General features: G+C 71.0%; 22 protein-coding genes, 1 pseudogene and 1 riboswitch. Of the genes and pseudogenes, 12 read left to right on the top strand and 11 right to left on the bottom strand.

Going from position 1 to position 18,496, the window contains the following annotated elements; translation table 11 throughout:
• Window positions 1–128: 128 nt before the first annotated feature.
• The 5 genes and pseudogenes from ABT057_RS38710 to ABT057_RS38730 form a co-directional block, all read right to left on the bottom strand.
• A complete protein-coding gene (locus ABT057_RS38710; RefSeq protein ID WP_352348609.1) occupies window positions 129–791 on the bottom strand; it encodes a hypothetical protein in 663 nt (220 codons plus the stop codon).
• Window positions 792–940: 149 nt separating this feature from the next.
• Window positions 941–1,915: an NADP-dependent oxidoreductase gene (locus ABT057_RS38715; RefSeq protein ID WP_352348610.1), complete on the bottom strand. Its 975-nt coding sequence runs from the start codon at window positions 1,913–1,915 to the stop codon at window positions 941–943.
• Window positions 1,916–1,946: 31 nt separating this feature from the next.
• Window positions 1,947–2,162: pseudogene (locus ABT057_RS49300) on the bottom strand (dioxygenase); the annotation flags it as partial.
• A 148-nt stretch (window positions 2,163–2,310) separates the two neighbouring features.
• Window positions 2,311–2,607, bottom strand: coding sequence for a DUF2218 domain-containing protein (locus tag ABT057_RS38725; RefSeq protein WP_352348612.1), 297 nt, complete (start codon window positions 2,605–2,607; stop codon window positions 2,311–2,313).
• 57 nt (window positions 2,608–2,664) lie between these two features.
• Window positions 2,665–3,336, bottom strand: coding sequence for a GTP cyclohydrolase II (locus ABT057_RS38730; protein ID WP_352348613.1), 672 nt, complete (start codon window positions 3,334–3,336; stop codon window positions 2,665–2,667).
• A gap of 142 nt (window positions 3,337–3,478) precedes the next feature.
• Here ABT057_RS38730 and ABT057_RS38735 point away from each other — a divergent pair, with 142 nt between their 5' ends.
• Window positions 3,479–3,958 carry a MarR family winged helix-turn-helix transcriptional regulator gene (locus ABT057_RS38735; protein ID WP_352348614.1) on the top strand — a complete coding sequence of 160 codons (480 nt, stop codon included), beginning with the start codon at window positions 3,479–3,481 and terminating at the stop codon, window positions 3,956–3,958.
• Window positions 3,959–4,200: 242 nt separating this feature from the next.
• Here the strand turns inward: ABT057_RS38735 and ABT057_RS38740 are convergent, their stop codons facing one another.
• Window positions 4,201–4,629 carry a hypothetical protein gene (locus tag ABT057_RS38740; protein ID WP_352348615.1) on the bottom strand — a complete coding sequence of 143 codons (429 nt, stop codon included), beginning with the start codon at window positions 4,627–4,629 and terminating at the stop codon, window positions 4,201–4,203.
• Between the two features lie 233 nt (window positions 4,630–4,862).
• Between ABT057_RS38740 and ABT057_RS38745 the strand changes: the two genes are divergently transcribed.
• From ABT057_RS38745 to ABT057_RS38755, 3 genes are all read left to right on the top strand, one after another.
• Window positions 4,863–5,498, top strand: coding sequence for an ATP-dependent Clp protease proteolytic subunit (locus tag ABT057_RS38745; protein ID WP_352348616.1), 636 nt, complete (start codon window positions 4,863–4,865; stop codon window positions 5,496–5,498).
• A 7-nt stretch (window positions 5,499–5,505) separates the two neighbouring features.
• Window positions 5,506–5,814 carry a hypothetical protein gene (locus tag ABT057_RS38750; protein WP_352348617.1) on the top strand — a complete coding sequence of 103 codons (309 nt, stop codon included), beginning with the start codon at window positions 5,506–5,508 and terminating at the stop codon, window positions 5,812–5,814.
• A 379-nt stretch (window positions 5,815–6,193) separates the two neighbouring features.
• Window positions 6,194–6,364: riboswitch (cyclic di-AMP (ydaO/yuaA leader) on the top strand.
• Between the two features lie 3 nt (window positions 6,365–6,367).
• Window positions 6,368–6,841 carry a C40 family peptidase gene (locus tag ABT057_RS38755; RefSeq protein WP_352348618.1) on the top strand — a complete coding sequence of 158 codons (474 nt, stop codon included), beginning with the start codon at window positions 6,368–6,370 and terminating at the stop codon, window positions 6,839–6,841.
• 47 nt (window positions 6,842–6,888) lie between these two features.
• On the opposite strand, the gene ABT057_RS38760 is transcribed toward ABT057_RS38755, so the two are convergent.
• Window positions 6,889–7,368, bottom strand: a complete 480-nt coding sequence (locus tag ABT057_RS38760) for an ATP-binding protein (protein WP_352348619.1) — start codon at window positions 7,366–7,368, stop codon at window positions 6,889–6,891.
• Window positions 7,369–7,581: 213 nt separating this feature from the next.
• Here ABT057_RS38760 and ABT057_RS38765 point away from each other — a divergent pair, with 213 nt between their 5' ends.
• Both ABT057_RS38765 and ABT057_RS38770 read left to right on the top strand, forming a co-directional pair.
• Window positions 7,582–8,442, top strand: a complete 861-nt coding sequence (locus ABT057_RS38765) for a helix-turn-helix domain-containing protein (RefSeq protein ID WP_352348620.1) — start codon at window positions 7,582–7,584, stop codon at window positions 8,440–8,442.
• 9 nt (window positions 8,443–8,451) lie between these two features.
• On the top strand, window positions 8,452–8,685 hold the full coding sequence (locus ABT057_RS38770) for a DUF397 domain-containing protein (protein ID WP_352348621.1): 234 nt from the start codon (window positions 8,452–8,454) through the stop codon (window positions 8,683–8,685).
• 45 nt (window positions 8,686–8,730) lie between these two features.
• Here the strand turns inward: ABT057_RS38770 and ABT057_RS38775 are convergent, their stop codons facing one another.
• A complete protein-coding gene (locus tag ABT057_RS38775; protein WP_352348622.1) occupies window positions 8,731–9,858 on the bottom strand; it encodes an 8-amino-7-oxononanoate synthase in 1,128 nt (375 codons plus the stop codon).
• 160 nt (window positions 9,859–10,018) lie between these two features.
• Here ABT057_RS38775 and bioB point away from each other — a divergent pair, with 160 nt between their 5' ends.
• From bioB to bioD, 3 genes are read left to right on the top strand one after another with little or no spacing between them, the layout of a single operon-like run.
• A complete protein-coding gene (gene bioB / locus ABT057_RS38780) occupies window positions 10,019–11,221 on the top strand; it encodes a biotin synthase BioB (protein ID WP_352348623.1) in 1,203 nt (400 codons plus the stop codon).
• The gene (locus ABT057_RS38785) at window positions 11,214–12,494 is read left to right on the top strand and encodes an adenosylmethionine--8-amino-7-oxononanoate transaminase (protein ID WP_352348624.1); all 1,281 of its coding nucleotides are present in this window, start codon (window positions 11,214–11,216) and stop codon (window positions 12,492–12,494) included. The genes bioB and ABT057_RS38785 overlap by 8 nt, the downstream gene beginning before the upstream one ends.
• Window positions 12,495–12,496: 2 nt before the next feature.
• Entirely contained in the window at window positions 12,497–13,213 is a 717-nt protein-coding gene (gene bioD, locus ABT057_RS38790; protein ID WP_352348662.1) for a dethiobiotin synthase, read from the top strand.
• 12 nt (window positions 13,214–13,225) lie between these two features.
• Here the strand turns inward: bioD and ABT057_RS38795 are convergent, their stop codons facing one another.
• Window positions 13,226–15,403, bottom strand: a complete 2,178-nt coding sequence (locus ABT057_RS38795) for a helix-turn-helix transcriptional regulator (RefSeq protein WP_502974036.1) — start codon at window positions 15,401–15,403, stop codon at window positions 13,226–13,228.
• A gap of 117 nt (window positions 15,404–15,520) precedes the next feature.
• Between ABT057_RS38795 and ABT057_RS38800 the strand changes: the two genes are divergently transcribed.
• Both ABT057_RS38800 and ABT057_RS38805 read left to right on the top strand, forming a co-directional pair.
• On the top strand, window positions 15,521–16,207 hold the full coding sequence (locus ABT057_RS38800) for an esterase/lipase family protein (RefSeq protein WP_352348625.1): 687 nt from the start codon (window positions 15,521–15,523) through the stop codon (window positions 16,205–16,207).
• Window positions 16,208–16,287: 80 nt separating this feature from the next.
• On the top strand, window positions 16,288–16,980 hold the full coding sequence (locus tag ABT057_RS38805; RefSeq protein WP_352348626.1) for a class I SAM-dependent methyltransferase: 693 nt from the start codon (window positions 16,288–16,290) through the stop codon (window positions 16,978–16,980).
• On the opposite strand, the gene ABT057_RS38810 is transcribed toward ABT057_RS38805, so the two are convergent.
• Together ABT057_RS38810 and ABT057_RS38815 are read right to left on the bottom strand one after the other, a co-directional pair.
• Window positions 16,975–17,349: a fic family toxin-antitoxin system, toxin component gene (locus tag ABT057_RS38810; protein WP_352348627.1), complete on the bottom strand. Its 375-nt coding sequence runs from the start codon at window positions 17,347–17,349 to the stop codon at window positions 16,975–16,977. The genes ABT057_RS38805 and ABT057_RS38810 overlap by 6 nt on opposite strands.
• Window positions 17,350–17,353: 4 nt before the next feature.
• Complete coding sequence (locus tag ABT057_RS38815) at window positions 17,354–17,581, bottom strand: antitoxin (protein WP_352348628.1); 228 nt, start codon at window positions 17,579–17,581, stop codon at window positions 17,354–17,356.
• Between the two features lie 120 nt (window positions 17,582–17,701).
• Between ABT057_RS38815 and ABT057_RS38820 the strand changes: the two genes are divergently transcribed.
• On the top strand, window positions 17,702–18,493 hold the full coding sequence (locus ABT057_RS38820; RefSeq protein WP_352348629.1) for an ABC transporter ATP-binding protein: 792 nt from the start codon (window positions 17,702–17,704) through the stop codon (window positions 18,491–18,493).
• The last annotated feature ends 3 nt before the right edge of the window (window positions 18,494–18,496 follow it).

The following is an 18,496-nucleotide window of genomic DNA, read 5'->3' on the forward strand; positions in this document are numbered from 1 at the left end:
TGACCAGTGTTGCCCGAGGGGGCGCCGGCACAGGAGAGCGGTTTTGGCCACCTTGGTCTGCCGCCGTGTCCGGGACCGGGCGCCGGATCGCTCGCTGCATCACCGTCTTCGGGCGTGCCGTACGGCATCTACTCGGCGAAGACGTACTGCTCGACGATCAGCCCCTTCTCCCGTCTCGTGAAGGTGACCGTCCGGCTGCCGAGGGCGGAGCCGTGGATGGCGCAGGTCCAGCCCGGGTACACACCGGCGGCGCGCTTGAGGTCTTCGTTGTCGGGATTGGTGAGTGTGAGCGTGGGGCGTGCGGTGGGCCGGGGCGCTTCCTCGGCGGGCAGTTCCCGCATGAAGAGGATTTCGCGGATGATCTGGCCGCCCCGCCACTGGGCGACGGTCGCCATCCGGACTCCCATGGTGGGGATGCCGCCGATGGTGGCCGTCCAGTCGCCTCGCGCCACATTGGGCTGGTGGGTGACGACTAGGGCGTTGGGGGCTTCTACTTGGAACTGGTGCATGGCCTCGATGTGCGGCTCGACGCCTTCTGTGACGACCCCGCCCCACTCCACGACGACATCGGCGGCATGGTAGTGCCGCTGCATGTCCATGTCCTTGTTGTTCCAGGCGACGAAGTCCGCGATGTGGAAGTCCTTCGTGTTCTCTATCTCCTGCTGGAACCTGCTCCCGTGCCGCAAGGAGGAGGACGAGGCCACCGCCGGTGTGGCGAATGCCGGGATCGCCACCGCCGGGGCACCGACCGCTGCGGCTCCGAGCAACCCTCTGCGGGTGAGATGTGCCATGTTTGCCTCCTGTGATTCAAAGGGACGAGGAGCCAGTTGGGCCCTCGTACGTGTTCGGGGATGCGGCCCGTAGTGCCGGGCGCTGCGAGATGGCCGTTGACGCGGGCAGGGGCGCCATCGGCGGTGTCGACGCCCGCCCACCGCACCGGTCAGGGCAGGATGACCGTCTTGCCGCGGGCGTGGCCGGAGCGGGCGCGGGTCACGGCGGCCGGGGCGTCGTCGAGGGGGATCTCGGCATCGATCGTGATGCGGAGCCTGCCCGCGGCGGTGAGCGCGGCGAGAGCTTCCAGCTCTTCCCGGCTGGGATCGTTGGCGAGATTGACACCGTGGATCTCGCGAGCGGCCAGGCCCTCGGGATCGGTGGCGTAGTTGGTGCTGATGAACGTGCCGCCGGGCCTGAGCAGACCTGCCAGGGTGTCGATGTCACCGCCGGGATGCGTGATCAGGTCGAGGACGGCGTCGATGCCGTCGGGGTGGGCGGCCAGGACCTGCTCAGCGGTGGGTGCGGAGGTGAAGTCGATGGTCCGGTCGGCGCCGAGATCGCGGAGGTGGTCGGCGATGTCGGATGTGGCGGTGGCCAGTACCCGGGCTCCCTGGAGGGCAGCGAACTGGATGGCGGACTGGCCCACGCCTCCGGAGGCGCCGTTGATGAGGATGACGTGCCCGGTGTCGAGCCGGGCGGCCTCGATGGCCTGGTAGGCGGTGGCGCCGGCGGTGGGCAGCGCCGCCGCGACGGAGAACGGCAGACCGTCGGGCATGCGGGCGACCTTGCCGTCCTCGACCGTCAGGACGTACTCGGCGTACGAGCCTCGCCCGTGCCGGACGTCCATGAACTGGCCGTACACGGTGTCGCCAGGCCGGAAGCGGGTCACGCCGGGGCCGACATCCGCGACCACGCCGGCGCCGTCCGAGCCCATGACGAGGGGGAATTCGTGCTCTGCCACGCCCTTCAGGGCCCCCTCGGCGACCTTCCAGTCGAAGGGGTTGAGCCCGGCGGCGTGCAGGCGGACCAGCAGTTCACCCGGGCCCGGCTGCGGTACGGGAATGTCGGTGAGCAGCGGTTCGGCTCCGAACTCGGTGATGATGACGGCCTTCACGGCGATGTCTCTCTTCTCTGCTGTCATCTGTGCTTGCTCGGGCGGGAGTTGACGGGCCTCAGCCGATCCGCACGGACCGTTTCGCCATGCCGAACCAGAAGCCGTCGATCACGGTGCGCTGGTCGCCGAGTTCTTCATGGCCCGCGCCGAGGGTGACGAACAAGGGGGCGAAGTGCTCGGTACGGGGGTGAGCGAACCGTGCCGCTGGCGCCTTGTGCCGAAGGTCCACGAGGGCGTCCAGATCCCCGGTTTCCAGGGCGCGTCGGCCCCAGTCGGCCTCCTCCCGATGCGCGGAGACCATCAGGATCGCCTTGGGCCGGGGCATGTCCGCGGACAAGGCCGCCAGTTGGTCGTGCCAGCTCGGGTCGTCGGCCAGAAGCGGCGCCCCGTGCGAGAGAGGGACGGCGGGCATGGCGGGGCTATCAGTCATGGCGGGACGCTTCCCATGTGACTTTCAACTCGTTGCGGCGGCCGAAACGCTCGAGATGGCTGGCCACGACGTCCTGGATGGCGGCGAGCGCGGGAACGTCGGGTGCGCTGACCTGGATCAACAGGTGGTCGTCTGCGGGCTGGAGCGCAACGATGGTTTCCTGGAAGGTGAGGCGGTGCCCGCCGTCGGGTGCCTCCTCAACCGGAATCTTCCGGCCGAAGTGCGAAGCGAGCTGCTTGGCGTAGCGCGGTGCCGCGTCGGTGGCGACGCGGGCGTGGGAGATGGGCATGGCAGGGCTCCGGGGTGGATGTTTCGCCTTGTGATCTGTGCCGTCTGCGGCGGCGGGTCAGCCAACCAGCTCGGCGAGACCGGCTGTTTCGGGCAGCTCGATGGTGTGGTGGGTGTGCCGGATCTTGGCGTTCAGGTAGTGGACATTGCTGTCGGTGGCGAAGACACCGGTGGGCCGGGTGACGCGAACGCTGACGCCCAGCTCCCTCAACTGCCGGGCCTTGTCGGGGTTGTTGGTCAGCAGGTCCAGCTCGGCGATGTCGAGGGCGGTGAGCATCTGGGCGGCTGCGGTGTAGTCGCGGCCGTCCTCGGGCAGGCCGAGCGCGGTGTTGGCCTCGTACGTGTCCAGGCCCGCGTTCTGCAGGGCGTAGGCGTCCAGCTTGTTGTACAGGCCGATGCCGCGGCCCTCCTGGCGGAGGTAGAGCAGGACGCCGCCGGTCTCGGCGATGTGCTCCACGGCTTCACGCAGTTGAGGGCCGCAGTCGCAGCGCGTCGAGCCGAACACGTCACCGGTCAGGCACTCGGAGTGCAGCCGCACAAGCGGTGCCGGCGCCGCCGCCGGGTCGCCGAGGACGAGCGCCACGTGCTCCTTGCCATCGACCAGACCACGGAACGTGACGGCCTCGACGGCGACCTCATAGCCATCGGCGAAACGCAGCGGGATGGTCACGCGGGTGCGCACCGAAGCACCGGCGAGAGGGGCCTGGCCTGAGGAATGGGCGACATCCATGACTGCTCCTGCGACGACCGAACGAACCCGCGAGGTTCAAATTTGAAATGAGATGCTTCGACCATAGCGCCAGTTTCAAATTTGAACAACCCAGGAACGGGTGGCCATGTTCGAATTTGAACGTCCGATGTACTGTGGAGGCATGGCCCAACCACGGTGGTTGAACGAGGAAGAGTCGCGAGCCTGGTACGCCTTCGTCGGCGCCGGGGCGCTCATCAACCGACGCCTGGACCAGCAGCTCAAGGAGGATGCGGGGATCACGCACCTCCAGTACGAGATCCTTGTCCGCCTCAACGCGGCACCGGACCGCGAGATGCGCATGAGCGGTCTCGCCGACGCGCTGTACAACTCCAAGAGCGGTCTGACCTACCAGATCACCCAGATGGAGAAGACCGGACTGGTGCGCCGCCGCTGCTGCCCCAACGACGTACGAGCGGTCTACGCAGTCATCACCGACGCCGGCCGGCGCATGCTGGAGCGAGCAGCGCCGGGCCATGTCGCGCTCGTCCGAAAGTTGCTCGTCGACGTACTCACCCCGCAGCAGCTCACGACCATCGCCGACGGCCTGGGCGAGGTCAACCGCCGGGTCCAGGACCAGGAACCTGCCTCCCCCACGCGGTAGGCTCGCCCCCCGTCACCAGGTGGCGCCCACCCGTCCACCGCGGCCTGAACGACCCGGCGAACCCGAGCGCTCACAGCACTAAGGGCTGTCCCGTAATCCCCGGCGGGCGCGCGACGACAGCTACGGCACCTCGCCGCGTTGTCGAAACATCCGCATACATCCTGAATGCGGACGTCCCTCCGCCTTGCGATGCACCGCATCTGACGCCGCGCGCTGATCCACCGGGGATTACGGGACAGCCCTTAGCCAGCCGAACCAACCAAGGTCTCGAAGCCTGAGCCATCGCAGTAAGACACTGCACGACCCTCAGCCCCGATGTCGCCGCCGACCGCGTTGACTGTGTCATCGAGGATGTGGGTGCCACTATGTTCCAGGCCTGCCCGGTCAAGCCTTTTCGAGGCCTCGATGACCGCATGCCCTGCCGATTCGGTGTTATCGAACCCGGGCGACTGGACACTCTGTCCGTCACCGGCATCGGCGTCTGCATCGCCGGTTGTCGTGGCGTGCGCCGCGTCCTGCCAGGACCCCAGCTTGGTGCAGTAATCCCGTTGCCACTCCTTGGCCTGCGCTGGATCGTCCGACGAACAACCGCTCATCAGGACAGCGGCAACGGCAACGGCCGCTGCTCGCTTGACTGCTCGTGTAATCCCACTGCTGTGCTGCAAGGACATGCCCTCCCCGAAGCTGCCGCCACAGAGTATGGATCACGAAGGTGTCACCTTGCGCCGATCTCCACGCATCATCAGCACCGGATCGGCGAGGAGTTGAGTACACGGCCAACCCGGCGAACCTATGCGGTCACAGCACTAGTTGCCGAATGCAACGGCGACAACGCTCCCACTAACGGCACGTACATCCTGTACATTTTTTACAGATGAGCCAGCCGCCGAAGGAGGGGTCGCCCATGACCCGACCGTCCGCCCGTCATGTCCTGCCCGAGTTCACCGAGCGCACGAGCTTCGGGACGCGGACGATGGATCCCTACTCGAAGCTCCTGGAGGAACGGATCGTCTTCCTGGGCACGCCGATCGACGACACCTCGGCGAACGACGTGATGGCCCAGTTCATGTACCTGGAGCACAAGGACCCCGACCGGGACATCGCGCTCTACATCAACTCCCCGGGCGGCTCGTTCAGCGCGATGACCGCGCTCTACGACACGATCCGGTACATCACCTGCGACGTGGAGACGACCTGCCTGGGCCAGGCCGGCTCGTCCGCGGCGGTACTGCTGGCGGCGGGCACCCCGGGCAAGCGGTTCGCGCTGCCGGGCGCCCGGATGGTGATCCAGCAGCCGGCGCTGCCCGAACCGGTCCAGGGACAGGCCAGCGACCTGGCCATCCAGGCCGGGGAGCTCGCCCGCACCCGCGACCTGCTGGAGGAGATGCTCGTACGGCACACGGGCCGCACCCCCGGGCAGGTGACCGCGGACATCGAACGGGACCTGATCCTGACGGCATCCCGGGCCGTGGAGTACGGCCTGATCGACGGGGTCGTCCCCAGCCGCCGGGACCTGTCCGGCGGACCGGGCGGGCGGTGAGCCGCGGATGCTGCCTCCCGAACTGCCGCCGCTGCCCGCGCTGACCCGCGCCGAGGGCGAGCTGATCGACCGTTACCTGGACGTGGTCGACCTGCTCGGCCGGATCAACCCCGCGCACCACGGGGACACCTACCGCGGACTGCGGGCCGCCCAGGCGCTGGTGTCCCGGGCGGCGGAGCTGCGTGACGCGCTGGCACTGATGCACCAGCGGCGCGAGACCGAGCTGCACGCGCCGACGCTCACGCGGGCGCTGCGCGTCCTCGACGGGGAGCGCCGCACGGCGCGCGTCACGGTTCCTCCGCTCTCCGACAGTTGACCCACCGTCGTCCGGTCCGGAGGGTCCGCGTCGGGAACGCGACGTCCGGACCGGACCTGAAACGGACCAAACGGGTTACCCCCGTTCGGTGTACCGACGGCTCCTGTCGCGAGCGCGCGCATGTTGCCAAAGTACCCTGTTTCCGGCCCCGGACAACGGGTAGCGACGCAGGTCCAGGGGCTTTGGCACCCTTGACACCTGATCGTCCATCAGGCTGTCCACCCGAACGGGCGAGTGGTGAGTAACCCCACAAACCGCCGGTTCCATTGGGAATTTCGGTCACGAGTGAGTCAAGATCCGTGTCTGACGACAAGCCCCCGCCACAAGCGGCGGGGCGGTCCGGGCGGACGCCGAGTCCTGCCGCCGCCCGGATGACCGGTCGACAGAAGTGCATCGGCAGGAGTGGAGGACCCAAGTACGACGGGTCGCCGGAACGGTCACGCCATGACCGGGCCGAGCAGCCCTTGGGGTGAAGCCGCACACGCGGCCGGGCAACTTCGCCAGCCCGAATCCGACAGGTCATCCTTCACAGGCGGCTGACGAAGGGTTGCGCATGACTGCGCTCAATCGTGTTCCGTCGCTCATGGTCCGGGCCGGTACGGCCTCCGCCTTCGCGATCGCCGCCGTGGGCGGCTCGGTGGTGATTCCCGGCGTCGCCTCCGACGCGGCTGCCGCCACTCCGGCGACGAAGGCACTTCAGGTCGCGGCGTCCAAGAAGGGCTCCCCGTACAAGTACGGGGCGACCGGGCCGAAGAGGTTCGACTGCTCCGGGCTCACGCTGTACTCGTACAAGAAGGCGGGCAAGAAGCTGCCTCGTACGGCGGCTCAGCAGTACAACAAGACGAAGCACATCTCGGCCTCCAGCCGTAAGGCCGGCGACCTGGTGTTCTTCCACTCTGGGTCGAGCGTGTACCACGTCGGGATCTACGCCGGGAAGGGCAAGATCTGGCACTCGCCGAAGACCGGCAGCGTGGTGAAGCTGGAGAAGATCTGGACCAAGAGCGTCTGGTACGGCCGGGTCCGCTGACCCGGACACGGGTCTTCCCGGGGCGGTGGCGGCTTCCTGACACGTCGTCACCGCCCCGGGAGCTCCTCCGCCGGCGGACTCGGCACGGCTCCCGCCACCGCCTCCGTCGCGGCGGTCCACGGCAGCTGCACCGTGACCGTCTTGCCACCCTCACTGGTGGCCCGCACTCCGAGCTTTCCGCCGCACTCGGCGGTCAGCCAGCGAATGATCACCATCCCTCGGCCGTTGTCCTGCTGGACGGCGGCCGGCAGTCGTTTCGGGAAGCGCGGATGGCTGTCGGTGACGCCGATGCGCAGCTGTTCGTCCCGGTCGAGCACGAGGTCCACCGTGAAGGTGGGTGACTGCCCACGCGTGTGCTGTACGGCGTTGGTCGCGAGTTCGGAGACGATCAGCCGGATGGTGTCCGCCGCTTCCGTGTCCGCGCCGAGCCCCCATTCGCCGAGGGTGGCGGCCACGAACCCGCGGGCCGCGCGGACCGAGGCGGGATCGCTCGGCAGAGTGATGGATGCTTCCAGATGGTCTGCCATGGCGAGGCCGTCCCTTTCTCACGGGACCGGCGTCCGACACGGTGCGGATGGTTCGAGTACGGTCCCGGACTGGTGCTTCTTCGCCAGACTGCCATTACCGCGCCGGTCACGGGTGGCGATCCACCAAGATATGCATATATCTGTCGCCCGATGCGGTGAACTCTGTCACGACAGAGCGTATTTGGACGGCCCATAGGGAGTTGGGAGCAGCCTGTGCAGCACGGTCCCGCGGTGCGCCGACGGAAGCTGGGCGCCGAACTGCGCAGTCTGCGCGCCCGGGCGGGGCTCACCAGTGGTGAGGCGGCCCGGCTCGTGGGCTGGCACCAGTCCAAGGTGAGCCGCATCGAGACCGGAACCAGTGGTACGAAACCGGCCGACGTCCGGTTACTCCTGGACGCCTATGGGGTCGACGACCCGCACCTGCGGGAGCTGATGATGGCACTGGCGGGCGCCGACGACGGCGGCGGACGGGACCACTGGTGGCACGCCTACCGCGGGGTCCTGCCGGCCGCCTACCGGGACTTCATCAGCCTGGAGTCGCAGGCCGACGCGATGCGCACGCTGGAGACGACCGTGGTCCCGGGGCTGCTCCAGACACCCGAGTACGCGCGCGCGGTGACCCGGGCGGCGGTGGAGGGGGCGGACGAGGACCAGCTCGACACCCTGGTGGAGGTGCGGATCGCCCGCCAGGACGTGCTGCGCGGCACGCCCCCGCTGCGCCTGAGCGCCGTACTGGACGAGGCGGTGCTGCGGCGGGAGGTGGGCGGCCCTGAGGTGATGGCAGGTCAGCTCGCCCGGCTGATGGCGGCGGCACGGCTGCCCCAAATACGGCTCCAGGTACTGCCGTTCTCGGCCGGCGCCCATATCGGCGTCACCGGACCTTTCGTTATCTTCTCATTTTCGAGCGCTTCCGATCTGGATGTGGTTGTTCTCGACCACTTGACGAGTAGCCTCTATCTCGAACGGAAAGAAGAACTCGAGGCCTACACCGAAGCCTTCAACGCCCTTCGGGCACATGCCCTTTCACCCGAGGAAACACTGGATTACATCGCCGCAGCAGCTGACGGCGCGTAGGGAGGCACCATGTCCGCACTGCCTCGGAACGTACCCTGCAGCACCGATCCCCACGATCTCCCCGGTGTGTGCTGGCTGCGCAGCAGCTACAGCACGGGAGCGAACAACTGCGTGGAGACGACCCGGCCGGCCTCCGGGCCATGGGCCGGGCTGCTCGCCGTACGCGACTCCAAGGACCCGGCCGGGCCCGCCCTGCTCTTCTCCCCCGAGAGCTGGTCGGGTTTCACCGCCGCGTTCCGCTGATCACCCTCGTCCGCCAGGGGCGACCCACGGCCGTGTCACGCCGACTCATGGTCGTGTCTCCCCGATCACCCGTACAGCGCGTTCCAGTTCGACCCCGGAGAGGTCGGCGCGGGCGGTCAGCCTGAGGCGGGAGATGCCGTCGGGCACGGAGGGAGGACGGAAACAGCCGACGACCAGACCCGCCGACCGGCAGTCCGCCGCCCACCGCACGGCCTCCTCCGGAGAAGGCGCACGCACGGAGACGACCGCGGCGTCCGGACGCACCGCTTCCAGACCCGCGGCCGTCAGCCGGGAGTACAGCTCCTGTGCCACCGCACGCGCGCGTGCCGCCCGCTGCGGCTCCCGGCGCAGCAGCCGGAGGGCCGCCAGCGCCGCCCCCGTCGCCGCCGGGGCCAGGCCCGTGTCGAAGATGAACGTACGGGCCGCGTTGACCAGATGGCCGATCACGCGCGCGGGCCCCAGCACCGCCCCGCCCTGACTGCCCAGCGACTTCGACAGCGTCACCGTGACGACCACCTCCTCGGCGCCCGCGAGCCCCGCCGCGTGCGGCGCGCCCCGCCCGCCGCTCCCGAGCACCCCGAGCCCGTGCGCGTCGTCCACGACCAGCCCCGCGCCGCGCTCCCGGCACACGGCCGCGAGGGCGGCCAGGGGGGCGGCGTCGCCGTCGACCGAGAAGACCGTGTCGGAGACGGCCACCGCCGGTCCGTCGTGCGTGCCGAGCGCCTTGCGCACCGCGTCCGGGTCGGCGTGGGCCACGACCTGCGTGGTGCCCCGGGCCAGCCGGCAGCCGTCGATGAGCGAGGCGTGGTTGCCCGCGTCGGAGACGATCAGCGAACCGTGCGGGGCCAGCGCGGTGACCGCGGCGAGGTTGGCGGCGTACCCGGAGGAGAAGACGAGGGCGGCCTCGAATCCGCAGAAGTCGGCCAGCTCCCGTTCCAGCACCGCGTGCAGTTCGGTGGTGCCGGTCACCAGCCGGGAGCCGGTCGCGCCGCCGCCCCAGGTCCGGGCGGCCGCCGCGGCGCCCTCCGCGACCTCCGGGTGCCGGGAGAGTCCGAGGTAGTCGTTGCTCGCGAGATCCAGCAGCGGGGAATCGGCCGGACGGGGGCGCAACGTCCGTACGAGTCCGGCCCGGCGGCGCGCCTCCGCCTGTTCGTCGATCCAGCCGAACGCCATGGGTCCTCCGGGGCTCGTGCCACTGCTTTTGTAGGTAGCGGACAGACCCTAGCGGCCCGTACCGCCACCCACGGTGTGGCAATACCCACACGTCGAACCGGGTGTGTTGTGTGATCCCTACCTTGGCCCGGAGCCGGTCCGTAGGACAGGATCGGCTCTCATGGACCTGCTGAACACGCTGGTGGACAAGGGGCTTCGGCGCGAGCTGCCGACCCGCGAGGAGGCGCTGGCCGTCCTCGCCACTTCCGACGACGACCTGCTGGACGTGGTGGCCGCGGCCGGGAAGGTGCGCCGGCACTGGTTCGGCCGACGGGTGAAGCTGAACTATCTGATCAACCTGAAGTCCGGGCTGTGCCCGGAGGACTGCTCCTACTGCTCCCAGCGGCTCGGCTCCACGGCCGGGATCCTGAAGTACACCTGGATCAAGCCCGACGAGGCGTCCAAGGTGGCGGCGGCCGGACTCGCGGGCGGGGCCAAGCGGGTCTGTCTGGTGGCGTCCGGGCGCGGCCCGACGGACCGGGACGTGGACCGGGTCTCGGACACGATCAAGGCGATCAAGGAGCAGAACGAGGGCGTCGAGGTGTGCGCCTGCCTCGGTCTGCTCTCCGACGGCCAGGCCGAGCGGCTGCGGGCGGCGGGCGCGGACGCCTACAACCACAACCTCAACACGTCCGAGGCGACGTACGAGGACATCACGACCACACACACGTACGCCGACCGGGTGGACACCGTGCAGAAGGCGCACGGGGCCGGTCTGTCCGCGTGCTCGGGCCTGATCGCGGGCATGGGCGAGAGCGACGAGGACCTCGTCGACGTGGTCTTCTCGCTGCGCGCCCTGGACCCGGACTCGGTGCCGGTCAACTTCCTCATCCCGATGGACGGCACCCCGCTCGCCAAGGAGTGGAACCTGACCCCGCAGCGCTGTCTGCGCATCCTGGCGATGGTCCGGTTCGTCTGCCCGGACATCGAGGTCCGCATCGCGGGCGGCCGCGAGGTCCATCTGCGCACGCTCCAGCCGCTGGCCCTGAACCTGGCCAACTCGATCTTCCTGGGCGACTATCTCACCAGCGAGGGCCAGGCCGGCCAGGCCGACCTGGACATGATCGCGGACGCGGGCTTCGAGGTGGAGGGCGCGGACGAGGTGACCCTGCCGGAGCACCGGGTGACGGCGGGCGGCGGCTGCGGGTCGCACGCGGAGGCGGGCTGCGGGTCCGGCTGCGGATCCCACGAGGGGGCTTCGGTCTGCGGGTCCGTTCCCGCGCCGGCCACGGAACCTGCCGCCCCGACGACCGGTGAGCCCCGTACCGACCTGGTCGCCGTACGCCGTCGCGGTGCCGGAACGGACCTCGCGCCCAATGCCTGACCTGCCCGTCTCCGAGCTGCTGGAGCTCGACCGGCGGCACGTCTGGCATCCGTACGGGCCGATGCCCGGCCAGGTGGACCCGCTCGTCGTGGAGTCGGCGAGCGGGGTGCGGCTACGGCTGGCCGACGGCTCGGGCGAGCTGGTCGACGGCATGTCGTCCTGGTGGTCGGCGATCCACGGCTACAACCACCCGGTGCTGAACGAGGCCGCGCGCGAGCAGCTCGGCCGGATGAGTCACGTGATGTTCGGCGGGCTGACCCACGAGCCCGCCGTACGCCTGGCGAAGCTCCTTGTCGACATGTCTCCTGATGGACTGGAACATGTCTTCCTCGCCGACTCCGGCTCGGTGTCGGTCGAGGTCGCGGTGAAGATGTGTCTGCAGTACTGGCGTTCGCTGGGCCGCCCGGCGAAGCAGCGGCTGCTGACCTGGCGCGGCGGCTACCACGGCGACACCTGGCAGCCGATGTCCGTGTGCGACCCCGAGGGCGGGATGCACGAGCTGTGGACCGGGGTGCTGCCCCGCCAGGTGTTCGTCGACCCGCCCCCGGCCGGCTACGAGGAGTCGTACGCCGGACTGCTGCGTGCGGCGGTCGAACGGCACGCGCACGAACTGGCCGCGGTGATCGTGGAGCCGGTGGTGCAGGGCGCGGGCGGGATGCGGTTCCACTCCCCCGCGTATCTGCGGGTCCTGCGCGAGGCGTGCGACGCGCACGACGTGCTGCTGGTGTTCGACGAGATCGCGACCGGTTTCGGGCGCACGGGCGCCCTGTTCGCCGCGGAGCACGCGGCGGTGACGCCGGATGTGATGTGCGTGGGCAAGGCGCTGACCGGCGGATACCTGACGATGGCGGCGGCCCTGTGCACGTCCCGGGTGGCCGAGGGGATCTCGCGGGGCGAGGTACCGGTGCTGGCCCACGGCCCGACGTTCATGGGCAACCCGCTGGCCGCGGCCGTGGCCTGCGCCTCGATCGAGCTGCTGCTCGGTCAGGACTGGCTCGCGGAGGTCAAGCGGATCGAGGCGGGCCTGCGGGACGGGCTGGCGGCGGCCCGGGAGATCCCCGGGGTGCGTGACGTCCGCGTCCTGGGCGCCATCGGGGTCGTACAGCTCGACCACGCCGTGAACATGAGGGCCGCCACGGCGGCGGCCGTACGCGAGGGCGTCTGGCTGCGGCCGTTCCGCGACCTCGTGTACACGATGCCGCCGTACGTCACCGGCGACGCGGACCTGGCACGGATCGCGCGCGCGGTGTGCGCGGCGGCGCGGGAGGGATGAGCATGCCGATCCTGGTGATCACGGGGACGGGCACGGAGATCGGCAAGACCGTGACCACGGCGGCCGTCGCCGCCTGCGCGCTGGCGGCGGGCCGTACGGTGGCCGTGCTGAAGGCCGCGCAGACCGGCGTGCGACCGGGTGAGCCCGGGGACGCCGAGGAGGTCGCACGGCTCGCGGGCACGGTCACGACGGCCGAATGCGCCCGCTACCCCGACCCGCTGGCGCCCGCGACGGCGGCCCGGCGGGCGGGTCTGGCACCGGTCCGGCCGTACGACGTCGTGGAGGCGGCCCGGAAGCTGGCCGCCGAACACGACCTGGTGCTCGTCGAGGGGGCGGGCGGGCTGCTCGTGCGCTTCGACGAGGCGGGCGGGACCCTGGCCGACGCGGCCCAGGCGCTGCGGGCACCGGTGCTGGTGGTGGCCTCGGCGGGCCTCGGCACGCTGAACACCACGGAACTGACGGCCCGTGAACTGCGCTCACGGGGCGTGGAGTTGCTGGGGGTGGTGATCGGGGGCTGGCCCGACTCCCCCGATCTGGCGATGCGGTGCAACGTCACCGACCTGCCGGACGTCGCCGGGGCGCCGCTGCTGGGTGCGCTGCCGATGGGCGCGGGCCGCCTCGAACCGGCCGACTTCCGTACGGCGGCGCGGGGTTGGCTGGCGCCACGACTGGAGGGGACCTGGGAGGCGGCGATGTTCCGGTGGCGCATGGCCGCCTAGAGCGCAACGCATCTACTCCGCCTCGGCCAGGAGGCGTACCAGTTCGATGCGGGAGCGGATGCCCAAGCGGGTGAAGACGCCGCGCAGATGGTGGTCGATGGTGCGCGGGCTGAGGGCGAGGCGGGAGGCGATCTCGCGGTTGGTGGCGCCCTCGGCGGCCATGCGGGCGATGAGCAATTGCTGAGCCGTCAGCCGGCCGGCCGGGGGCTCATTGCCCCGGCTCGGGGTGGCGGGTGCGCCGAGCGCACGGAGTTCGGCGTGGGCCGCCTCGGCGCAGTGCGGGGCGCCGAAGGACTCGAACGCCTCCCGGGCGCTGTGCAGCCGGTCGCGGGCCTCCGCCCGGCGGCGCAGTCGGCGCAGGGCACTGCCGAACAGCAGCTCAGTTCGGGCGCGTTCGAAGGCGCGGGTGCCGTCGGCGTGCAGGTCGAGGGCCGCGCGGTAGTGGTCGAGCGCGTCGGCGCCGGGGGTGAGCAGGGCCCGGCAGCGGGCGCTGAGGGCGAGGTCGTCGGGACTGCGGACGGCCTGGGCCCAGCGGTCGTAGTCGGCGTGGGCGGCCCGGGCGATCCGGGTGTCGCCGGCGCGTACGGCGGCCTCGACGTAGTGCGGGGTGGCCAGGTGGCGGACGGCCCGGTGGCCGTGGCCCGGGCCGAAGGCGGCGAGGGCGCGCAGCCGGGCCGCGGCGGCACCGTAGCGTCCGGTGCCGAGGTCGAGGAAGGCGAGTGCCCACTGGGCGAGCGCGGCGGGCAGGCCGAGGCCGTGGGCGAGGGCGTACGACCGGGCCGCCGCGGCGCGTTCCCGGCAGAGGTCGCCGTCGCCGGTGAGGGCGGCGAACATCGCGAGTGCGGCCTGCAGGTGGCAGGCGCCGTTGTCCTGTCCGGTGGCGTACGCCTGCCGCAGGGCGTCCAGCGCGGCGGTCTCGGCGGCGCGCGGGCGGCCGGTCCAGAAGTCGGCGTAGGCGCGGAACTCCAGGGCCTGGGAGACGGTGGCGGTGAGGCCGCGGGCCCGGGCGGCGGCCGCGGCACGGAGGGTGGCGGTGGCGGCCCGGGTGTGGTCGCCGAGCATCAGGGCGGCGACACCGGCGTGCAGGAGGAGGGTGGGGTCGCCGCCGGGACCGCACCGCCCGGCGGTGGCCTCCAGCAGATCACGGGCGTCGCGGTAGCGCCCGTCGACGGCGGCGGCGAGCCCGCCGAGCACCCCCGGCGGTGCGATGCCCAGCTGCCGCGCGACCACCACAGCCTCGCGGCATCGACGCAGGTCACCTGTATAGACGGCGGCTTCGGTGGCGCGGACGACGAGGTGTGCGGGCTCGGCGGAGACGGCTGCGCCCGCCAGCAGGGCGTCGAACGACTCCCCCGCGTGGCCCGCGCGCAGGGCGAGCACGCCGTTCAGGGCGTCGGTGTCGCTGCGGGCGGCGAGGGCGCGGGAACGGTCGGACTCGCCGGAGTGCCAGGCGTCGGCCGCGGCGCGGGCGAGGAGTCGGGAGCGTTCGCGTGAGTCGGGGCAGAGGGCGGCGGCGCGCTCGGTGAGCGCGGCGGCCAGGGCGGGGTCACCGGCGGCACGGGCCCGGGCGGCGGCCGCGGTCAGCTCCGCCGTGAGCCGTCCGCTGGGCCCCAGCGCGGCGGCGCCCCGGTGCCAGGACCGCCGGGGCAGTTCGGCGTCGTCGTGCAGGACGCGGGCCAGCAGCCGGTGGACGTCCCGCCGATCGGCCGCGGAGGCCGTCTCGTAGGCGGCGATCCGGGTCCAGGCGTCGCGGAAGCCGACCCCGCCCGCCGTGGAGTGGGCGAGCCCGGCGGCCTCGGCGGCCTCCAGCGGCCGGGTGTCGAGCCGGGCGGCGGCGACGGCTCGCAGGAAGGCGTGGCTGGCCACCGGGTACTGGTCGGCGGCGGCGAGCAGGAGCAGCAGCCGGGTGTCGTCGGGGAGGGAGCGGATCTCGCCGCGGTGCGCGCGCAGGACCTCCGGGGCGAGCTCCGAGGGGTCCGTCGGCAGCGGGTCGAGGCCGGCCGCCTGCCGGTCGGTGAGCCGCGCCACGAGTTCGGCGGCGGCGCGCTGGTCGCCGTGCACGAGACGCGCGGCGCGCACGCGGACGCCCTCGGGGAGCTCCTCGGGGAACGACGGGGCCGGGAGCGGCCACGCCTCCGCCGACGGCCGTGGCGAAGTGCGGTCGAGACGCGGGGGGTTCACCGGGGTCACCACACAACCGACGTTACTGGCGGGTTACTTGACAGTAAAGACCGGCGATTTCACCGATGCGGCGCGCGTAGACCCGATCGGACACTCCTGACAACCCCACCCGTTTCAGGAGGCATCATGCAGCGCCACAAGCGTCGCATCGCCGCGGTCCTTTCGGCCGTGGTCTCTTCGCTCCTTCTGTCACTGTCGTTCTCCGCCCCCACAGCCCACGCGGCCACCCACGACCCGGTCGTCTTCGTGCACGGTCTCAGCAGCGACTCCGGCAGCTGGGACGACTGGGTCGCCGACTTCAAGGCCGACGGCTACACGGCCGCCGAGCTGGACGCCGCGTCGTACAGCTGGACGCAGTCGAACGCCACGACCGCCTCGCAGCTGGCCACCGAGATCAAGAGCGTGCTCGCGAGAACCGGCGCGAGCAAGGTCGACGTGGTCGTCCACTCCATGGGCGCGCTGAGCGCCCGCTACTACCTGAAGAACCTCGGCGGGACCGCCTACGTGGACGACTTCGTGTCCGTCGCGGGCGTCAACCACGGTACGTCGGTGGCCTCGTGGTGCAGCTGGCTCTACACCTCCTGCGCCGAGATGGTCACCGGCAGTTCGTTCCTCACCGCGCTCAACTCCGGTGACGAGACCCCCGGCAGCGTGACCTACGCGGCCTACTGGTCGAACTGCGACGCCGCCATCGATCCGGACTCCTCGGCGCTGCTGAGCGGGGCGACCAACGTCGGTGTCGGCTGCATCTCGCACAACGACATGAACAACGACCACGGTGTGTACGAGCAGGTGCGCGACTTCATCCAGTAGGACCCGCGAGGACGGCGGGGGGTGCGACGGGTCCGCACGGGGGAGAATCCCGGTAGGCCCGTCCAGCCCGGGAGGTCCTCATGCCGATACGGTCCACCGGCTCCGGTTCCGGCAGGGTGTCCGGTGATCCCGTCCACCACCCGCTGTTCGCCCGCTGCTACGCCCGGCTCGGTACGGCCGCGGAGTCCCGCGCGGGCCTGGCCACCGTGCGTGACCAGCTGCTCGCGGGGCTCTCCGGCCGGATCATCGAGATCGGCGCGGGCCCCGGACTGAACTTCGCGCACTACCCGGATGCCGTCTCGGAGGTGGTCGCGATCGAACCGGAGCGCCACTTCCGGAAGCTGGCGCTGGAGGCGGCCCTGCGCACCGAGGTGCCCGTCGACGTCGTGCCGGCCGTGGCGGAGGCGCTGCCGGTGAAGAGCGAGGCCTTCGACGGGGCGGTCGTGTCCCTGGTGCTGTGCAGCGTACGGGGCGTGCCCCGGGCGCTCGGCGAGCTGCGGCGGGTGCTGCGGCCCGGCGGCGAGCTGCGCTTCTTCGAGCACGGTCCGGGCGGCGGCCCGGCGATGCGGTTCACCCAGCGCGCGCTGGACCGGACGGTGTGGCCGGCCCTGGCGGGCGGTTGTCACCTCACCCGGGATCCGCTCGCCGCCCTGCGCGACGCCGGGTTCGAGCTGGGCCCGTACCGAAGGCTGTCGGTGCCGGAGAGGGGGCCGAGGTTTCCCGCCTCCTACTGCGTGCTCGGTACGGCCCGCCGCCCGGCGCGGGATTCATAGGCTCCACTGGCGCAGTTCCCGGGCGATGTCGAACACCGACGCCTCGCCGTTCTTGACCAGCCGGGCCAGGTCGCGCACCTGTTCGGGCGAGGTGGTCACCTTCAGGCCGCTGGCGACGAGGTAGGCGTAGGCGACCGCGCAGGCGAAGAGGGCGTTGGAGCGCTCCAGCGCGGGGACGTGGATGAGGAGTTGGAGCAGGGCGGCGGCCCGGGCCTGCGGGTCGTCGTAGACGGGGACGTCGAATATCTCGGCCTCGTGGCGTGCCACGGCCGCGACGAGCGCTCCCCAGTCGGCGACCTGCGGGTCCCCGGGGGTCTTCTGTTCGGCGAGCATGAGGAGCCAGGCGAGATCGATCCGGAGATTGTTCAAGGGATCAGCGGCGACCTTCGCGGTCCGCGCCGAACTCCTCGGCGAACACGTTCTCGTACTGCTTCATGAAGTCGGCGGCGGCCTCCACGAAGGTGTGGCCCACCTCGCCGGCGTCCTGTCTGACCAGCTCCTCGATGTAGCGGTTGACGCTCATGCCGCGGGCCGTGGCCCGCTCGCGGGCGGCCTGGGCCGTGCCCTCGTCGACGCGTACGTTCAGCTGGGTCTTCGCCATACCTAGACGCTAGCGCCGGGATGCTAGCAGCGGCAAGGGCGCGCCGGTATCGAAAAGTGATACCGACTGTGGGCCGGCTCACATTAGTCTCGGCACGTCCACGCGAGCGAGGAGGCAGTCTTGTCCACAGCAGCCTTGTCCACACCCGATGGGACCGCTGCCCGCGCACAAGGTCTGACCAAGGCCTACGGCTCGGGCGAGACCACCGTGCTCGCCCTGGACTCGGTGGACGTGACCATCGCGCGCGGCCGCTTCACGGCCGTCATGGGCCCCTCGGGGTCCGGGAAGTCCACGCTGATGCACTGTCTGGCCGGACTCGACACCGTCTCGGCGGGTCAGGTGTGGCTCGGCGACACGGAGATCACGGGGCTGAAGGAGCGGGAGCTGACCCGCCTCAGGCGGGACCGGATCGGGTTCATGTTCCAGTCGTTCAACCTGATCCCGACGCTCAACGCCGTCGAGAACATCACGCTGCCCATGGACATCGCGGGCCGGAAACCGGATGAGAAGTGGCTGGACCAGGTCATCGACACCCTCGGTCTGCGGGAGCGGCTCAAGCACCGGCCGTCGCAGCTCTCCGGCGGTCAGCAGCAGCGGGTGGCCTGCGCCCGGGCGCTCGTCGCCCGGCCCGAGCTGATCTTCGCGGACGAGCCGACCGGCAACCTGGACTCGCGGGCCGGCCTCGAGGTCCTCGCGTTCCTGCGCCAGGCCGTGGACGACCTCGGCCAGACGGTCGTCATGGTCACCCACGACCCGGGCGCCGCGGCCCACTCCGACCTGGTGCTCTTCCTCGCGGACGGACGGATAGTGGATCAGATGGAGCGGCCTACGGCGGACGCGGTACTGGAGCGGATGAAGCAGTTCGACGTCACCCGCGCCCCCGTCGACGGCGCGGCCCCCGAGGAGGACTGACCC

The organism is Streptomyces sp. NPDC002588, from assembly GCF_040295925.1.
Lineage (GTDB): Bacteria > Actinomycetota > Actinomycetes > Streptomycetales > Streptomycetaceae > Streptomyces.